16 protein-coding genes are annotated in these 18,606 nt (G+C 54.4%); 3 read left to right on the top strand and 13 right to left on the bottom strand.

Annotated elements, in window-relative coordinates; translation table 11 throughout:
- Positions 1-40: 40 nt before the first annotated feature.
- The 9 genes from VGH19_17980 to VGH19_17940 all read right to left on the bottom strand — a co-directional run bounded on the left by VGH19_17980 (position 41) and on the right by VGH19_17940 (position 9,733).
- Positions 41-1,120 (bottom strand): zinc-binding dehydrogenase, encoded by a 1,080-nt coding sequence (locus VGH19_17980; protein HEY1173263.1) that lies wholly within the window; start codon positions 1,118-1,120, stop codon positions 41-43.
- A 47-nt stretch (positions 1,121-1,167) separates the two neighbouring features.
- Positions 1,168-2,949, bottom strand: a complete 1,782-nt coding sequence (locus VGH19_17975; protein HEY1173262.1) for a hypothetical protein — start codon at positions 2,947-2,949, stop codon at positions 1,168-1,170.
- A 102-nt stretch (positions 2,950-3,051) separates the two neighbouring features.
- Positions 3,052-3,462 carry a hypothetical protein gene (locus tag VGH19_17970; GenBank protein ID HEY1173261.1) on the bottom strand — a complete coding sequence of 137 codons (411 nt, stop codon included), beginning with the start codon at positions 3,460-3,462 and terminating at the stop codon, positions 3,052-3,054.
- Positions 3,463-3,654: 192 nt separating this feature from the next.
- The gene (locus tag VGH19_17965; GenBank protein HEY1173260.1) at positions 3,655-4,212 is read right to left on the bottom strand and encodes a sigma-70 family RNA polymerase sigma factor; all 558 of its coding nucleotides are present in this window, start codon (positions 4,210-4,212) and stop codon (positions 3,655-3,657) included.
- Between the two features lie 104 nt (positions 4,213-4,316).
- Entirely contained in the window at positions 4,317-6,071 is a 1,755-nt protein-coding gene (locus VGH19_17960) for a hypothetical protein (GenBank protein HEY1173259.1), read from the bottom strand.
- Between the two features lie 168 nt (positions 6,072-6,239).
- The gene (locus tag VGH19_17955) at positions 6,240-6,692 is read right to left on the bottom strand and encodes a hypothetical protein (protein HEY1173258.1); all 453 of its coding nucleotides are present in this window, start codon (positions 6,690-6,692) and stop codon (positions 6,240-6,242) included.
- Positions 6,693-7,205 carry a sigma-70 family RNA polymerase sigma factor gene (locus VGH19_17950; GenBank protein HEY1173257.1) on the bottom strand — a complete coding sequence of 171 codons (513 nt, stop codon included), beginning with the start codon at positions 7,203-7,205 and terminating at the stop codon, positions 6,693-6,695.
- A gap of 65 nt (positions 7,206-7,270) precedes the next feature.
- Complete coding sequence (locus VGH19_17945) at positions 7,271-7,981, bottom strand: rhomboid family intramembrane serine protease (protein HEY1173256.1); 711 nt, start codon at positions 7,979-7,981, stop codon at positions 7,271-7,273.
- A gap of 21 nt (positions 7,982-8,002) precedes the next feature.
- Positions 8,003-9,733 (bottom strand): M3 family oligoendopeptidase, encoded by a 1,731-nt coding sequence (locus VGH19_17940; GenBank protein HEY1173255.1) that lies wholly within the window; start codon positions 9,731-9,733, stop codon positions 8,003-8,005.
- A gap of 133 nt (positions 9,734-9,866) precedes the next feature.
- On the opposite strand from VGH19_17940, the gene VGH19_17935 reads away from it, so the two are divergent.
- Positions 9,867-10,256, top strand: a complete 390-nt coding sequence (locus VGH19_17935; GenBank protein HEY1173254.1) for a response regulator — start codon at positions 9,867-9,869, stop codon at positions 10,254-10,256.
- 60 nt (positions 10,257-10,316) lie between these two features.
- Here the strand turns inward: VGH19_17935 and VGH19_17930 are convergent, their stop codons facing one another.
- Positions 10,317-11,924, bottom strand: coding sequence for a DUF885 domain-containing protein (locus VGH19_17930; protein HEY1173253.1), 1,608 nt, complete (start codon positions 11,922-11,924; stop codon positions 10,317-10,319).
- Positions 11,925-12,261: 337 nt separating this feature from the next.
- On the bottom strand, positions 12,262-12,765 hold the full coding sequence (locus VGH19_17925; protein ID HEY1173252.1) for a hypothetical protein: 504 nt from the start codon (positions 12,763-12,765) through the stop codon (positions 12,262-12,264).
- 304 nt (positions 12,766-13,069) lie between these two features.
- On the opposite strand from VGH19_17925, the gene VGH19_17920 reads away from it, so the two are divergent.
- Complete coding sequence (locus VGH19_17920; GenBank protein HEY1173251.1) at positions 13,070-14,686, top strand: hypothetical protein; 1,617 nt, start codon at positions 13,070-13,072, stop codon at positions 14,684-14,686.
- Between the two features lie 210 nt (positions 14,687-14,896).
- Positions 14,897-15,358 (top strand): hypothetical protein, encoded by a 462-nt coding sequence (locus VGH19_17915; protein ID HEY1173250.1) that lies wholly within the window; start codon positions 14,897-14,899, stop codon positions 15,356-15,358.
- Positions 15,359-15,388: 30 nt separating this feature from the next.
- Here VGH19_17915 and VGH19_17910 read toward each other — a convergent pair whose 3' ends face one another.
- Positions 15,389-16,447 (bottom strand): hypothetical protein, encoded by a 1,059-nt coding sequence (locus VGH19_17910; protein HEY1173249.1) that lies wholly within the window; start codon positions 16,445-16,447, stop codon positions 15,389-15,391.
- A gap of 296 nt (positions 16,448-16,743) precedes the next feature.
- Complete coding sequence (locus tag VGH19_17905) at positions 16,744-17,130, bottom strand: hypothetical protein (GenBank protein HEY1173248.1); 387 nt, start codon at positions 17,128-17,130, stop codon at positions 16,744-16,746.
- Positions 17,131-18,606: the final 1,476 nt, after the last annotated feature.

Raw genomic sequence — 18,606 nt, 5'->3', positions numbered from 1 at the left:
ATTGGAAGCATAGTGCCATTGCCAGATCGTTTGGAAAAACTCAAAACGACGGCCCCGCTCCCCGCTTTGACCACTTATCCTCCTTCACCATCCCCGGTTCCACGAGCACCTTGCCCAACACCTGACGCGCGTGCAGCCGCTCATACGCCTTGTTCGCTTCTGCCAGCGGATAGATAGCATCAATCGTCGCCTTGATCTTTCCCTCCGCCGCCCATTCAAGTGTCGCTTGCAGGTCAGCGCGATTACGCCCGTAACTGCCGATAAGCCGTTGTTGCTTCACGAAGAGCGGCCAGAGATTCAACGTGATCTCACGTCCCGCCGTGGCACCACAAGTAACGATCGTGCCGCCGCGAGCGAGGCAGTGGAAAATCTGTTCGAGCACCGGACCGCCGATGTGCTCCACCACCACATCCACACCGCGCTTGCCCGTGATCTTCCGCACCTCCACGGACCAATCCGTCGCGGACGTATCGACCACGAAATCCGCACCGAGCTGTTTCGCCAATTCGCGCTTCTCTACCGTGGAACCCGTGGCGATGACCTTGCCGCCCAGTTGCTTCGCGATCTGCACCGCCGCTGAGCCCACGCCACTCGCCCCCGCCATCACCAGCACCCAATCGCCCGGCTTCACTTCCGTGCGATCCGTCAGCATATGCATCGCCGTGCTAGCAGCGAGTGTCAGTGCTGCGCCGGTTGTGAAATCCACCGCGTCCGGCAAACGCACCAAAGCCCGCGCTGGCACCAGAACCTTTTCTGCAAACCCGCCATCCTTCTGCACACCGAGCAATTCGCTCTTCAAACAGATGGATTCATCTCCACGACGGCAGAACTCGCACTCCCCACAAAAGAGATTCGATTGGATGGCCACGCGATCCCCCACCTGCCATTGGTCCACATCCCCGCCCAGCTCCACGATTTCCCCAGCGACTTCGCCGCCTTGCGTGCGTGGCAATTTGATCGGCGTGGGCAACTCCCCTTTCTCCGTCCAGAGATCCAAATGATTCAACCCGCAAGCCCGCACCCGCACCACCACTTCATCGGCACCGGGGATGGGGTCAGGCACTTCACGATATTCAAAACGCCCAGGTTTCCCATGTTCCATCAACTGATACGCGTGCATGCCTTAAACAAACACCCAACGCGCATCTCCCGCAAGCCGGGAAGCAATTATTCAAAACCGCCTTCTTTTGTCTTGAGAGCTTTTTCCACTTGGGGCCATGTCCAGTCACCTTCTTCCCATTTGATAGTCGCATCAGGTGCTTTGCTGTTACGCACAATGACGCCGCCATCATCCTTGAGGTTCCATCCCAGCGACCAGAGGCGAAATGCATCCTTAGACTGCCGCTCATATTTGAATGGTGCCTTGGACAGGATATCCAGAGGAAGAGAAGGCGCGAAATCAGGCACCAATACAGACAGAGTTTCCGGATAATCCTGATGTTTCAGATGATACTTTTCCAGAGCCATGGCTACCAGAGCCAGATCGAAGGTGGATTGAGCGTGAACCGCTTTCTGGAAGAACATAGTCAGTGCGGGCATAAGGTTCTTCACTATGACAGTATGGCCTGTGACATGCTTGATAGGGTTTTTACCACCCAAGAAGCGCGAAAATTCACCGTCTGCATCCATCACACTTTTCACATCCACAGTCGTCTTCTCCTTCGCCGCTGGCGTCAGCAAGTATCGGTCGAAAGCCTGATTGTAATTCACTCGCTCCATATAAAACCAGCCATCCGGAATCAGCCTGCAAAGCCAACCCTTTGAACTAAGCGCCTCAAAATCCACCCAATAGCCTGACCCTTGGGATAATTGATAAAACATCTCAGTGAAGTCGTCGATCCGATGAGGATTTCTGCGCAAAAACTCAATCGTGCCATCCCCCATCAACCGCTCGCCTTGTAAGCCGTGATGAATGTCCTTCACGAAGTCATATTCTGTCATTCGGCTTTGCCAATAGGTCAAATGTTCGGGTTTCCATTTATGATTCACCATGCCCAACCAGATGACTTTGATGCCATACTCGAAACAGACTTTGCGAACCAAGTGGCTGATAAAAATCGGCTCATCTTTCAGCGGTTCCGCCACAAACAAAATGAGGTTCACATCATCAAAAGCTTTCTCCACCTCCCCTTTTTCCAGATAAGCCGACGCTCGAATCGCCAGCACTTTCTCGATGTTCTTCACCCTGGTCAGATGCGGCAGTAAAATCTCAACCTTGGGCTCATGTGCGTATTCGATCTGGTATCGTGTCAAAGGGCGGGTCTGGCTGGCTTGATGCAATTCATCAAGCTGGGCATCGAATTGCTTCAACGCATATAAAACATCGTCCGCCGGTTCAGCCATCTCAGCTCGATGCTGCAAGTTGGTAGAGGCAAAAATCGCCTTTTGCCACAGCTTAAGCGTTGAACCGACGCCGTATCGCCACGTGCTCAATGAGGGTAAATCCAAACTTGCCTCGTGCGGTTGAGGATAAAAATCAGGAATTCTCTCGATAGCATTTGTATCTCTGTGACGAGGCTGAATATCAGGCGGATTAAATTCATAGAGCGGCTTCAACAACGGCGTCATCGCGAAATTCTTTTCTTCGGGAACCGGCGGCGGCACGATGCTGTTGAAATCAAAGCTCACACCTTTCGCCTCTTGCTCCTTGCGGTATTGATCCCATGCACGTTTACCCCGCCAGTTCTCTACGGCATGGAACAGAATGAACAGCGTCACTAGCGCCGCGAAGCTCAGCACTACGAAGCGGAAGAAGCGCCAGCGCCAGGAACGTTTCTTGGGTTTCACTTCACTTGACGTAGTGGCAACCGTTTTCTCTGCCTCACTCATAAATTCTCCTTTAAAAATTATTGAACTGAGCAACTGCTCTTTCGTCCTTCTCCCCTCGGAGGGGAGAAGGAATGAGGATGAGGGGTGCTCCTCTTCTCTAAAGGCAATGCTTTCGGACAAATCCCGGCACCCCTCACCCCAACCCTCTCCCCTCCGAAGGGTGAGGGTGCTAGCTCTAATCGTTTTCCATCATCACAGTTCATATCACGCTCCCGATAGACCTCACACCGCCGCGTAATCTTCTTTGCGTTCACTCCGCGGTTTCAGGCCATCACGCGGGCGATCTGCCGGACTCAGCTCTACAGAAGCTACGCCGATGCCGAGCAGTTCATCCCGCATCCGACGTTGCTCACGCACCACTTCCATCACGTCAGGCGTGGTTTCAATCGGTTGCTGGGCCATTTGCATCGTGGATTCAGAACTGCTGCTGGCCATGTTCAAGCACAGCGCCACCAGCCACACCGCGGCCATCCCGCGCCAGATCAGTTTCGGTCCCAAAAACAGCTCCTGCCACAGCGTCGTCCAAAAGCCCATAGGCGGCTCGGCGCTCAACTCTTCTGCGAGGACTTGCTGGCGAAGCCCCGTGAGCTTCGCTTCCGCCGGACGATATTTGTCCAAGAGATGTTTACGCATAGGTTTGAAGTGGTAGGGCCCGTCTGTCCTCAGCGGGCCGTGGTGCGATAGACATGTGTCTCTCGAATTTAAGATGAAGTTCGATTGGCAACCGACGTAACATCGCCTTGCCTTGCTCGATAGCACTCTGGCTTCGACAGCGGCGCGGTGAGGACACCGACGCCCTACCATTCTTGATGCAATTCAACGCCTTCATCTTGTCGTCCCCTCCAATTGCTTGCGCAGGGCCGTGCGCGCGTGATGCAGTCGCGACTTCACGGTGCCTAGCGGCACTTCGGTGATGCTTGCGATCTCTTCCAAGGAAAATTCCTCCAGGTAATGCAACACCAGCACGGATCGTTGAGCCAAGGGCAACCGCTCCAGATGCGCCAACAACTCGGCTGAATCCTCTTGCTCTACCAAGCTCCCATCCGGTCCTGCTTCGGCGGCCGCGAATTCCACTTCGCCATCCATCAAGCCGTCGGCGATCCATTCCCGCTCACGACCTTGCTTGCGCCATTGTTGCACTACTTTCTGATGCGCGATGCTGAAGAGCCAGGAGCCGAACCGTGCATCTTCCCGCAGGGATTTCAGGTGCCGCACGGCATTGATGAACGTCTCCTGGACGACATCCAAGGCAGTCTGTTCGTGGCGCACGAGTTCCATGACGTAGGCATAGAGTGGCAGTTGATAGCGCCGGAACAGAATGTCCCACGCTTTGGCATCCCCCGCCCGGGCATCCGCCACGGGTAGTTGTTCAGAGTCGCCCACTGCCAGCATCTTTGCTCAGTGGAATGGGCCCGGCGAGAAAAGGTTCAATCGAAATGAAGAAATGTAGCAGTCCCGCATGCGGGATTAGGAAGCTCACACCAGAGTCATTGATTCGTTAAAGGCTTTGAGCGGAAAACCCAATCTCCTTGCGTCTTATCCTTGCTGGCATAGGTGAAACCGAAATGGGGAAAGGTGTTGATATTTGTCGTCTCCTTTACCACCCCGCCTTCATCTTTGCGGTTCCAGCCAACGGAATAGAGGATAAATGAATCTTGGGCCTCCCGGCGATACCGCATCGGTTTTCCATCGATGATATCGTGAGGTATCTTAGCCAGATACTTCGGCATCAACTCATCCAGCTTCTCCGGATATTCACCATGCTGCAGCCGGTATTCTTCCAAAGCACAGGCGATGAGCAGTTGATGCACCGCCGCTTGGTGCATGAGTATGGGCTGTAAGGCCCGCTGATGATTAACGATAAACCTGCCAGCTAGGAAGAAATAGGGAGTGCTATCTTTCTCATGCTGCTCAAGCTCTACCGCGTATCGGTCAATCAAACCGGTATCCACCTCACCTCTCTCCAAGTGGATCGTGTCCATGAATTTTTGCGAGACCTCGTCGAAATTCACAAGATTCTGATATACCCATCCCCGTGGCACGTATTTCAAAGCAATGTGAAACCAATTAAGCCCTTTTTCATCGACCAGCTTGCTATCACCAAACATCCAGATCAGATCACCACGGGTAAAACGTTCCATCCCGAAAGCATGATGCAAACGCTCCCCTTCATCAACCGAGCGCATATAATCACGGATCAGATCTATCTCACCGTACATTTCCTTCAACTGCGTCAGATGCTTCGTTTGGAACACACCCGTTTGCAGACCACCGAATATCGGTTGTCCGCTCATATATAAGCTCGGAGACTCGATCATGACGGCCATGAGATGCCAGTGTCCGTCTTTCAATAACTTCGTGAGCTCCAAAATTCGCTGCACATACAGTATCGCCTGTTCTGGATTCCCATCTACCACCGCAAACTGAGCCCCGGCAGTCAGCGATTGAACCAAAGTCCGGGCGGCCACATAGCTGGGTATGGCACTACGCAATGGATCTTGAAGATTAGCATCCAGCTTCATTCCTTTGGCCATGATGCCAGTAAACAGTTTATCCAGCAGCGGCTCATGCAAGGCATACCAAGCGCGAAAAGAATCCAGTGAGATATCCTGCTTGAGATAAAAAGTTCCGCGCGTCGCACTCGGCACCAACGTCAGCGCGGATGATTCGAGCAACACTTTGATGCCATCCAGCGAATCCATCCCTTGCAGGAATTTCAACATCTCCTCCCTGAGCACCGAACTGCCGGACAAATGTCGCCGCTCTACCCTCACTTCGATTGCGAGACCAGATTTCGCCGCCAATGCGATCGCAATTTCGTGAGCTGGCTTTCCCATGAATGCAGGCGCATCAAATTCCACCGGCTGACCACCTTGCTCCATGAGACGCTCACGGGTGATCTGATCTGCACTATGCTTGCGCAACCGTTGCATCTCCTCAAACGGGGGCGGCCAACTCAGATTACTGAACGCCAGATGATAGGGTGACAGCGCGAATCCGGGAGAATTCGTAGTGACAGTCATCACAGAACGTTGCAACACCGACCTGACCAATCGGACTTCTTCCGATTCAGCTTTAACCCGTAAATGACTGTTGGTGGCGATATAAGAATCCCAATCCAGATTCACCCCTTTCATTGCCATCGCCCGCTTATGCTTCTCCCACGCCGTCTTCCCGCGCCAGTTTTCCACCGCATAAACCAGCGCAACTAGTGTGACCGTGCAAGCGGTAAGGAAAACCACCCTTCTAAGCGTTAAGTATGCGAACACTTTGCAGACAACCACCCAAAGTCGCTTCAAGAATTGAAGCACGGGTGTCTGCCAATCCCATGACCTCTCCCAAATGCTTTGCTTCGATTCGTTCATACCCACCTCACCTCCTTGGCGTCTGCTGGTTTGATTAAATAACCACTACGCTAAAATTGTTTCGCGCATCCGGCGATATGCCCGACGGCACTCAACATCCACTTCACTACGCGGCGGATGCACCTTTTCCTTCACTGGTGGCGGCGGATTCACGACCACTTGCGCCTCCAGCAAACTCGCCAGCAATCGCTGCTGCTCGATGAAGGCCATGCGTTCTTCCGGTGTCAATTCGCGACGCGCCATCATCGTTTGCCCTTCCGACGGGCGGTTGTTCACCCAGTTCAATCCCAAGATCACCACCCACACGGCGGCCAATCCCGCCCATGCTTGCGGGCATGGCCAGAGCAATTCCCGCCACCATGAGGTCGTCACCGCTGGCTTCACCGGTTCAGCCACCAACGCCTCCCGTGCGGCAGACAAGATCTCCGACCGCCATTCGCTCGGCAGTCCGCGCAACGGTTGCCGTTGCAATTGCGATTCAAAATCGTCCGGTTTCATTCACTTGATCTCGTCATAGAGTGGACGCAAGCGCGCCCGTAATTTGTCTAACCCGTAGCGATACCGGCTGGCCGCCGTGTTCGGCGACAGCTCCAGCGCGCCCGCGATCTCCTCAAACGTCATACCCTCCCAGAGTTTCAGATGCACCACGGCGCGTTGGTCCGTAGGCAGTTCGCCGAGGGCCAGCGAAAGTTCTCTGCGAAAGGAGTTCGTATCCGGGTCAGCCGCATCTTGAAACAGGTTCGCAGAAGCTTCGGTGAGTTCATCGACCACGCGGCCCTTGCTGGCATTGCGTCGGATGAGGTCGATGGCTTGATTGTGCGCGAGCCGCAGAAGGAAGGCTTTTTCATCGTGCAGGCCTTTGAGCAAGGCCGGTTGCTTCGCGAGCTTGATGAAGAGTTCTTGCAGGAGGTCTTTCGTATCCGCCTCGCTGCGCGTGAAGTTCAGGAGAAAGGCATGCAACGTCCGGGCGTGCTCATCGTAGAGGCCCTCAATGCGTTGCAAATCCGTCATGCTCACCTAGGCAGACGTAGATACCCGGAAAATTTGTCTGATGACAGGAAGGAATTTTCCAATCCTTAAGGCAAAGGAGGCGGTGTGGCCGGGGGCGGATTGGGTGGTGGTGGCGGCATCGGCGGGGGCGGTGGCAGGATGTAATCGGGCAGACGCAGCTTCGTATAGATGACGCCCCAGAGTATGCCGCCTAAGTGTCCCGCATGCGCTATGCCGTCATGGATCACACCCGTCATGCCGACCAGTGAAATGATGATGGAGAACAAAAGCAGCGTCCGCGCTTTCATCGAGACCGGTATGACAAAGAGGATCAGCACGCGCAAGGGTTGCCATGGGAAGAGCGTGGCAAACACTGCGATCAATCCACAGGCTCCTGCCGATGCGCCCAATACGGCACTGGGAAATTCATCTGGCCAGAGAAACTTGATCGCTATCTCCAACAGCCCCCCTGCCACACCGCTCGCCAGATAGACCTCCAGCAACCGCCGTTTGCCGATGTAATTTTCCATCGCCCGCCCCATCACATGGATGAGCAGGCAATTGATCAGCAGATGCAAAAACCCACCGTGCAATACCTGAAACGTGAGCAACTGCCACCAGTGCCCTTCCTGCAATCCGGGCAGGCTCAAGGCCCATGAATACGTGAACTCCTGATCGTCACCGTCCAGCCACATCTGGACGAAGAACATCACGATGTTCACGAAGATGATCCAACCGGTAACGGTCTGATACCAGCGCTCCCGGTGTGGATAGTGTCTTGGAGCCGAAGCATCCATAACGGATCGAACTTCTGCCCGTTATTTCATAGTGGCCAGCTCGCTGGTGACCAATTGCGCCAAAGGCTGCACGGTCGGTCCATCGAACTGGAAGCGGCAACCCGCCGCGCTGAACAATTCCGGCAACGGCTTCGAGCCGCCCAATGCCAGCGCATCCTGATAATCCTTCAGCGCCTTGGCCTTGTTCTTCTTCGAGTTCGCCCAGACTTGCAGTGCACCGAGCTGTGCGATGCCGTATTCTACGTAGTAGAAGGGATAGAGGAAGATGTGCAATTGCCGGTGCCACATATAGGCCCGCGCATCTTCATAACCGCTCCACTCCGTAGAACCGCCGAAACGGTCCATGAGCGCGAGCCATGCGGCCTTCCGCTCCGCACGAGTGTGACCCGGATGCGTGTAGATCCATTGCTGGAACGCATCCACCGTGGCGATCCACGGGAAGATGCCGATGATGCCTTCCAGATGCGTCTTGCGCGCGCGGTTCGCATCCGTCTCGTTATAGAATTCTTCGAGGAATTCGTTCCCGAGCAATTCCATGCTCATGGAAGCGACTTCGCAGAACTCGATCGGCGCACCGCGATACGCGTAGATGTCCTGCTCACGCGTGGCCAGCGCATGAAACGCATGACCCGCCTCATGCAACATCGTCTCCACATCGCGTTGCACACCCACAGCATTCATGAAGATGAACGGCAACCGTGCTTCGTTCAAAGTGGATTGATAACCGCCGGGCGCTTTGCCCTTGCGATTTTCGAGGTCCAGCAACTTCAGATCGCGCATCTGCTTGAAGCCCGCTGCCAGCCCGGCATCGATCTGGTCAAATATCTTCTGCGTGTTCGTCACCATCTGGTCCACCTTCTCGAAGGGACGCAACGCCGCGCGATTGAACGGGTCCACCGATAAATCCCACGGGCGTAACTGCTCCACGCCGAGCTGTTTCTTCCGCTCCGCCTGAAGCTGCTTCATCGCGGGGATGAAGTGATCCTCGATGGCTTGATGGAACTTCGCACAATCTTCCGGGCCGTAATCAAACCGTTCGCGCGCCTTGAACGCGTAATCACGATAATTACCAAACCCCGCATTCTTCGCGATCTGTTCGCGCAACTTGATAAGGCCATCGAACAGTTCTTCGAACTTGTCCGCTTCTTGCAAACGTCGTTTGGCCACCAGTTCCCAAGCCTCCTGGCGCAATGCCCGATCCGGCTCTTCGAGGAATCGGCCCATCTGGATGAGCGTTTTCTCCTCGCCACGGAAATTCACCGTGAGACTGCCCGCGAGCTTCTGATACTGCTGGCCGAGCTTCGCCTCTTCCGTTTCGAGCGCCACGTTTTCCTCGCGATAGAGTTCCACGTGATTCTTGATGCTGCGGTCATAGACAGCGAAGCGCGTTTGATCGAGCTGCTTCCGCAACGGACTCTCCAGATAGATTTTTTCGAGAGTGAAATTTCGGGGTTTCAACTCCGGATCAATCTTTTCCACGAAGTGCAGATAGGCACCTTCTGCTTCCTTGCTCTCCGTATGGCAAGACATGGCTATATAACGTCGGGCCGATTCTTCATCCAAGGCGGCGCGCAGTTCATCCCAGTTCAATATCCACCTCTCCAGATCCGTCACGCTAACACACTGGTCAGCTTCAACTTCCAACTTGTCGAAAAGAGGCTTTATCTGCTCCCAATTCCCCAAGTCGATCTGCTCCGGCACGAAACGGCGCGGACGATGCGGCGGCAAATTCCCAAACGGCAGCAAGTTCATGCGCGCAAGATAGCGCATCCCGGAAAGTTGCAAACGATATTTCCCGAACGTGAAAATCGTTCATATGTGAAAAAGAAACTTGCGATAAAGTAAGAGTGACACGAATTATATCCGCCAAGAGCCATTCAGACACATGCCACGGATTCTTGTCATAGATGATAACGACACCTTTCGAACCACTATCTGCATGTGGTTGAAGCGTCACGGCTACGAAGTTCTGGAAGCTTCCAACGGCAAAGTCGGCATGCAGGTCCTTGCCACTTCGGAGCCGGATGTCATGCTGACAGACATCATGATGCCGGAACAGGACGGCCTTGAAACCATCCAGGCCGTGCGCAAGAAGCTGCCGAAACTCCGCATCATCGCCATGTCCGGCGGCATGCTCGATGGCCGCGTGGATTTTCTACCTATCGCCGCCAAATTCGGTGCGAATCACGTGATGCCCAAGCCTTTCAGCGGGAGCGAACTCCTGCTCGTGCTGGAAAAGGTCTTGGCCACGAACAGCGACACGAAGAACGGCTAAGGTGGAAGAACTCACACGCGCTTCTTCTCCCTTCGATAGGGAAGCCGAACTTCGGCTCGGCTAGTCCAACATATACCGCTCCAACCATGCCTGCGGCAGCGTCCCATGACTGATCAACCAGTCATTGAACTGCCTCAACTTCCACCCACGCCCCTCGACGAGTCGTTTATGCAGTCGCGCATTCTCCAACCGCCCCAGCCAGTAACTCATCGGCACTGCCGGTGAACTCGTGTACCAGTTCACATCCGCTTCCGCGCGCGCTTTCGTGAAGCCCAGATGCTTCTGCATGTGCTTCACCGCTTGCGCGTAGGAGTAACGCCCTGTCTGCAAGCGCAAGTCCACCAAAATGCGATGGCAACGCCACAAGGCATCGTGCAGTTGTTGCACCTCCAGCCACGGCGAACGGTCGATCTTCAAGTCCACCATCATCTGCTCGCACCACAACGTCCAACCTTCGTAGAACACCGCGTGTGCGAAGAGCCGCCGCCACTTGCGTGGATGCTGGTTCGCGATCACGAATTGCAAGTGATGCCCCGGATACGCCTCATGCGCGGACGTCAGGCTCAGCCCGAAGTGCTGTTGACGCTCCTTCAGCTTTTCCGCCTCCGTCGTCTTCGTCACACTCAGGTCATTCACCCAGAAGATGCCGCGCTGCCGTTTCTCGAATGCTCCCGGCGATGAATAAGCCGCCGTGGGAAACAGATGCCGCATGAATTCCGGCACCGGCCGTACCTGCAATTCATCCCCCACCGGAAACGTCACCGCCTTCGCCTCACGAAACGCCTGCGCCACGCGATCCGTCTCTTTCCGATACACCCCGAGCAAGTCGCCACCCGGATTCCACTCCTCCCGCGCCTTCGCCACGATCGCATCCGCATCACTGCCCTTGCCGAACTTCTTGCAAGCCTGCTTCAGCAACGCTCCGATGCGTTCTACTTCACCGAGAGCCAGCGTCTCAATCTCGCCCAGCGAATAATTCAACCCCACCTGATCCCGCACCCGCCGTTGCAATGACTCGACCCCCACCGCGAAGGACCCCTCCGGCGCCAACTCCCGCGCACTCACCGTATCGCGATAAGACTTCACCGCCTTCTGAACATCCGCGATTAGCTCAGTATCCTTCGCACCCGCCTGCGCTTTCGCTAAGAATCCAGCCACCGCCGTGAAGAGCGAATCCGCACTGTCACAAGTCTCCTGCATGATCTTCAACCACACCCGTTCTGGTCGCGTCACCACTGCTGCGTCTTCTGCCAAGTAACGCGGAGCCGCCTTCAAGATCGCGCGGATATTCTTCGCCGCCCGCGCCAGTTCATCATCCCCGCGCTGCAACTCATGCAGCAACAGATTCAACAACGTATCCGGCGCATCCGGCGACAACTCATGCGACGCCGTCGCGTAATCCTCCATCTCATTGAGAAGCTGACTGCGCAATGCCAACCGATCCAGATGCTGCTCATTCGTCAGCTCCCGCGGATTGATCCCCTCCAGGGCCTCCAACGTCTTGCGACGCAGCTTTTCCGCCGCCTCGATACTCGCCAGATCGGCGCGATCCAACTTCCCCTCACCCGCTTTGAGGCCCACGTAATTCGCATACACTGGATGTTTCTCCAGTGTCGTCTCGAAGTAGCGGTCCAGTATCCCTTCAAAAGTTTTGCCCGTCTGGTTCATGGGCCTGAAGGTAATCGCGAATGGGATGAGGACAAGCGGGATAATGCCCTTGTAACATTTCTGCTTATTGAGCATCCCGCTGCCGCAGCCCTACGGCTTGGCGATAGAGGGAAACCTACAGGACTTAGAGCGGTTCAAGAAATACTGCAGCCGATTGTCTGGGGGGGGGCGGAGCAAGCGGTCTTTTTGGGTCAGGGCGTCGTTTCGGCTCAGTCACAGGGTCCTTGGAACCTGCTCATTCGCCAAAGCCTCGCCCTGACCAAAAAATCCTCGCTCCAATCGACCACAGTATTTCTTGAAACGCTCTATTCCGATAGGCGTTACAAAGGAACGGAAATCAATGGTGGGCAAAACCTGCAGGTTTGCCATCGGGAAGTTTGCCGGGCGCGGGAGCTGGGGTGACGCGACGGTAGCCCAGTTGGCGACCGCTGGCGGTCGTGATGAGCATCTCCTGATCTGCGATCTGCAGCCGCGACTTAGGAGTGTTTGCGCCCGAACTGGTCTCAAGGCTCAGGAAATTTTTGACGACGGAATAGCGTCCGTACGACACGCCCTTGGAATCGGACCAATCTTTCGGCGAAGGCCATGAAGCAACCTTTCCATTAGAATAGTAGCGGACGTAAAATGACTGACTGACAGGGGTACCGTCGTCCAACACCCATTGCCAAGTGCCGATGATGTCCGTGTTTTTCTGCTCCGGTTGCTGCTTTTGCGGCAGCGGCTGCTGTGGTTGCGGTTGCTGTGGCAACATGGAATTCGGTGTCGGCGGCTGCGGCTGGCTGGCGCAAGCTGAGAGGAAGAGGAGGCATCCCAGTGACCAGAGGTGTGCGAATGTGTTCATAGGTCTTTGGCGTGCGTTACCCATCCCACAGGAGCGGCCGGGATTCAACTGAGTTTTTTATGTGGAAGAAGTTTCAAGTGTTCCGCGTGAAGTTCTTCAGAATGAAGGGGTCAGGGGTGTTTTTAAGGAGAGCGAACCCGCAGGCATTGATTGAACTGAGCGTCACCAAACGCACCACCCTCGACTGCCGGCAGCACAGAGGAGCAAGTGCGCCGGATGTGCTACAATGCGCAAGCGTCACTTCTGAGCTTTTATGTCATGGCGGATGGGGTATGGTATGGGTATAAGCCGATCGAGGTGCATCATGATTCATCTGAGAAATTTTCTGGGCGGTATTTTGCTCATGGTTTCGCTGACCACGGCGGTATGGGGGCAGACGAATACCAACACGCCCATGTGGACTTGTACGAAAGGGCCGACATGGGAGGAAACGACTGTTCGTTTGATCGTGGCGGACTCACCGAAGACGGATGGTAAAGCATTTCAGGAGGTCAAAGCAAAATGGGCGACCTATAAGCTGAACAAGGCATTTACGGCCAAGTTGGAGTTGAGCACCCCTTACACAAGTGCGCCTGCCGAACTTCACATCGTGATGTTTCGCGATCCTCACTCCAAGAAAACCGTCTTCATAAGCCAAGGATTTTACGTATCCAGCCCGGATGGGGTGACAGCGTATTCGCCCATTTTCCATTCTTTATACTGTTCCATGAGCCTTTTGGAATTGGCGGAATCTAAAGGTGAGGCGGCAGACATCGCCTATTTTGAAAGTGTCTTTGATGTGGAAAAGGCCATCTTGGAAAAGATAGGGCCATACGAAAGAAGGGTGATCTTTTTCCGTGATGATCTGCCCTTTGGGTATTTTTCGGATTCATCTGCTCCAGGTGGGATGTCAGCAGGAGTTGAACTTAAGAACGCGGAGATGACTAAAGGGATTTTGCGGGTGGACCTATGGAATCCGCTCAGAAAAATTCCGGCAAGTGTGTGGTTCGATGTGAAAGGCAAGAAGGTGATCAGGGCGGTGGCGGATGGAAAAGAGATGGAAATTTCCGATCCCGTGGATTGGTCCCAGCCCAACAAACGTGTTGTGCATCCATGGTCAGGAGTTTATTTCCGAAATGATCATGGTGGGGCCCTACCGGACGCGGCGGTCAATGACCCAATCACGGTGACGCTACTGCCAAATGACAATTTGATGCGGTGGCGGAGAGATGGCACCCGTGCAACATATGAGAACCCTGAGCAACTGGAGATCAAAACCACCCGATTACTGAGAGCGCTTTGGCTGAGCAGGAAAGACCAGGGAATGGAGCTGGCTTATATCCCGGTGGCATGGGGTAGACGGAAGTATCTGGTGGCGCCCAATGAAATGATAGATTTCTGCGTGGCGGTCAATGCCGGGAGTGAGCCTAGAAAAACGAGGTTCGGAAGTTTTTTATTACGTGAGGGCGATGAAAAGATCGCCTTGGCAGGCTGGCCCGAAATCCCAGTGAAGTATCACCCGTATCTCTTGAAGGAGCCAATCGTGGCGACCATTACCAAAGCAGGGAAAATACCGGAGGACCGGCCAATAGATAGGCTCAAATCGGTTGAGGTGATATTGGATAAGGGCAGGCAGGCTGGAGTCTTGGAAGGCATGGAGTTTTATTACCTGCCTCCAACCGGGTTTTATCTCCTGCCGCAAACTGGTTATGGGAAGATCAAGGTCAAGACGGTGTCGGACAACTCGGCCGAAGCGGTGGCGGAGTTTTACGGTGAAAATGGGATAATGCCTCACAGCGAACGGAAAGTTTCGACGCGGTTTCAGCAACCACGCACTGAGCCGTCTTCTGGTGAAGCCGAGGCACAGTGGGAATTGCTTGATGAATCCGAGGCACAGTTTCAATCTCCATTTTTTCCCGCCCCGAGAATTAAATCTCGTTAGCCGAAACCGTGAGGCGGGCGTAGTTGAGGAAAGATGTTTGGACGGGGACGCCGTGTGACGTGTGTATGAAGCCGGGTTGCTTATTCAGGTTTGAACGAGCACATTCATGACTGCCCCGTTAACTATGATTGAGGAACGGTCCGACGGGAGATCACTATGCCATTTAGACACTATGTTTGCTGCGTCCTATTGTTCATCGCCACTTCAGCCATGGGGCAAACGAACGCAGTTACTAACTCGACATCAATAGGCAAAAAAACGGTGTTAGCCGGGCAGATGACCTCTGCCGACCGTTTGAAACTCTCCATCTATCTGACCCAACCGCTCAACGCTGGCCAACCCGCCATGATGCGGGTCGTGCTGACGAATGAAAGTGAACGGGAAATTGCGTGGTACGAGATCAATGGCTATCGAGACCTCACGCTCAAGCTGATGGATGCCCAAGGTAACGCCTGTCCCTTCACCGACTTTGGCAACAAGGTCTTGGGCGGTAGTGGTGATGATTGGCGGCGTGTCCGCCGGTTCCTTGGTTCACGCGCGTCCAACAACTGGGAGTTTGACCTGAACCAGATCTACGCCATCAAACCCGGCACGTACCATCTGAGCGTGACCTTGGAACCCGCTGGCACCGCTCCACTCATGGTCAAAGATGTGATCTGTGAGATAAAATAAGGGAATGACCGGGGAAAGCATGGTAAAATACTACTTGGGCCGGGCTTGCAAGTGCAGCGGTATGGGATACGACGAGGCGATCTTAAACTCATCTTTCCAGCCAAGACTTTCAGGCACGGCCAAGGCATAAGGAAAATTGCCGGTCTTGGGATCACGCAAGGCCAATTTAAGGCGCTCTTCAGTGAGCTGAAACATTTTAATGGTCGCATCGTTCGCCAAATCCGGCAGTGTGAGGGTGAAGGAACCGTCGGCAGCTATATCTGCCGTAGCGACCTTAAATTCAGGGGCCATCCCATCGATATAGCCGAAATATTCCATGCCCCAGAGGGCGTGATAAGTGACTTCGAGTTTTAAGCCAGCGAGGCTTTTGCCTGCGGGCGCGACAATCTTACCAGCGAGAGGAATAGTTCGCTGTGGACTGAGATCAATGGTCGCGTTTCCAGCGGCGGGAGTTTTCAAAGACGGTGCGTTGACCAAGGCGAAGCCGTAGCCAGGGCAATAGATGATGGCTTTTAGCGATTGGGCCGGCTTGCTCTCATGCGTGGTATCAATCACATATTGGTGGAGATTAGGCTTGGAGGTGACACGGTTCCCCACCCCGCCAAAGGGGCCGGTGAGGAAGTATTCGATTTGTGCGTCTGCGATATCCACGGACTTGGGAAAGTTGAGCAGTAAAACCTGACGATCAGAACGGGCCGCTGGCTGGCTCTTTTTCAGACCTTCAATGATGTGGGTGCAATCCGCGTTGGTGGAAACGGCAAACCATAGCGGGCCAGCACCGCCACTACCCCCGCCCCCACCGGAAAAATAGGGTTTATCCAGAGCCATCTCCCCTTGGTAAGATGTCCCATATAAGCCCGTGCCGCCTCGCAAGTCAGCGATGAGGTTGGTGCCGCGCTGCTCGATAGTGCCGCTCAAGCTCAAGGAAATTTTACCCCGGACCATGATGGGCTGGCCCAAATGAATGCGGCTGGTGAGCAAATGCTCAGGGGCAAGCAAATGTACATAGAGAGGGGCATCCGCAGCGGTGACAAACGAGGCAGCCAACGTCAACAGCAGAACGGCCAGGTGGATGGGCTTTGGGGTCATGGACTGGAATATTATAGATGGGTGGCCTGGCTACAATGCACTTCTTGGCCGAATTGAGAATCGAAAGTTTCAGAGCGGTTGGGGACGAATCCGGCAGGGGGAAGCCGGATTCGGGGCAAGGGCAAAGCGGCAGCTTTGCCCCACCTTGGATAAGGTGGGGCGGAGCTGCCGCTCCGCCGTGGCATATGTCCCCTTCTCTGCTTATCTCACTTCTTTTGCTTACCAATGGATTTCGTGGACGCGACCGAAGTAGGGCACTCCTCGAGTTCTTTCACCAGTCCGGCACGAATGGGATTTTAGCGAACGTAGTGCCATTTCTCGGTGTAGCTTTCGCCATCGCGAAGGCGATGATGGAAGCCGCCGGTTTGAAAGGTGCCGGTATCGGGATGGGTCTTGGCGAAGCGGTCTTTCCAGAAGCCCATCCATTGTTCGATGGTGAATTCGGGATCGCGTGGGGCGCAGAAGAGATGGAGGTGATCGGGCATGAGGAGGTAATCGCTCACGAGCCAGGCGGTGGCTTTGTGTTCCCAGATCTGGTGCAAGGCGCGTTGCACGGAGTGTTGGGCAAGCCAGCGTTCACGGTTCTCCACGTTCACTGTTAGGAAAACCCAGTTCGGTCCTTGAAGGGAAATGTGGACGCCTTTGGCGGGATAGTGACGGCCTGCGTTTCCATCCTTGCTCATGATGAGTTTAGGGTAGGAGGAAGTTCATGTTTTTGGAAAGGGGAATGAAAGGGGGTGTTTGAATATTTAATGTGTATTGCGTGCATTATCGATCAGGGGACGAATCCAGAAGGGGGAAAGCTGGATTCGGGGGCAAGGGCAAAGCGGCAGCTTTGCCCCACCTTGGATTGAGGGCGTTGCTGTCGCAACGGGTTGGCGTTTTGGGGGCGCTAAAACGTCGTGGGGGCTTCAATTTAGTGTTGAAGGGAAATGGAGAAATGCGAGTTACGTAAGTTGGGTTTTCTGCAATTTGCTCAGCTTCAAACCATTAGAATTGTGAATAACATTTTAAGGAGAAGTTGTTTACGATTGTGGGAAATTTGGTAATCTTTTCAGTGCTGACAACTCGTTGTCGGTAAAGGAGAGGCTGCACGCCTGTTTCGGGTTCCTAGTTTTGAGTTTCGAGTTGGGAACATGAAAGGTTCAACATCCTCAAGCCAATGGTTCATTGGAATCTTTTTGGCAATCCTTATGGAGTCATTGCAGATATGTGAGTGTATCGGGTGTTGGATCAGGGCGCGTAAGCTGGAGGGGGAACAGGACGTCGGTGGGCGTAGGATTTTATGACCCACCGGGGAATCCCTAAGTCACAAGTGTGACCATGGTACCCACTGCGGAACCAACCGCGTCAGGGACAGCGCCAGAGTCTGGCCTCCCTTTTAGGAGGAGCCATAGGCCAGATACATTCACAGGGGTCGGATGGTTTCATTGCTCTTTGACATAGTTCCTTAGCCGCCCAAGGGGCGGAGTTGGAAGTTTTCAGTGTTCAGTTTTCAGCCGGTTGCACCGGTGGCGGGGACACCGAAAGCGGAAAGACTCTGATTTTGTTCAAGTTTGGTGTCTGTCCATGATCTAAAAATCGAGGACGAGAACGACGACGAGGACGAAGGACGATTGGGTGGCGAGAAGTGGCTGGCGAGGGTTTGATCCAGGAGGTGTGGACTGGTGGCTAAAGTGCCGCAAGAACAGGATGCTATCGCGGAGGGTCACATTGAATGGATCAGGCGGGAAGGCGCGCTTCGGGGAATGTATGAATTATGAAGGATGAGGTATGAAAAGGGAATTGGGGAAACGTCCAACTTCCAACTCTCAACGTCCAACGTTCAGAGAGGGAAATGGGACGAATAGGACTTATGGGTCCGATGGAGCTAATAGAGTTCAATTCGTGGGGATGGGTGGAATTCGTGTCTTCACTCTACTTTCAATGGTGGAGGGATTGGTTTGGGCTCGACCCCGACCAAAACGTCGGGGCAAGGCGGACTCTCGCCCTACCGTTAAAAAGGGTTAATGTCACGGTGGGCGCATCTTGACACTGCCCCCGATTAGGTAGTGAACCAGAGTTGATCCCAGTGGTGATTATGGCGTGCCTCGGAGAGTGCGGCCAGATGGCGCATGCCTTTGGGCGTCCAGAACTGGCCGGGCCGTTTGAAGCGGCAC

The sequence above is a fragment of the Verrucomicrobiia bacterium genome, assembly GCA_036405135.1.
In the GTDB taxonomy this organism is placed as follows: Bacteria; Verrucomicrobiota; Verrucomicrobiia; order Limisphaerales; family JAEYXS01; genus JAEYXS01.
Note: the sequence above shows the minus strand (reverse complement) of the source record. Positions and strands in the feature narration are given on the sequence as shown.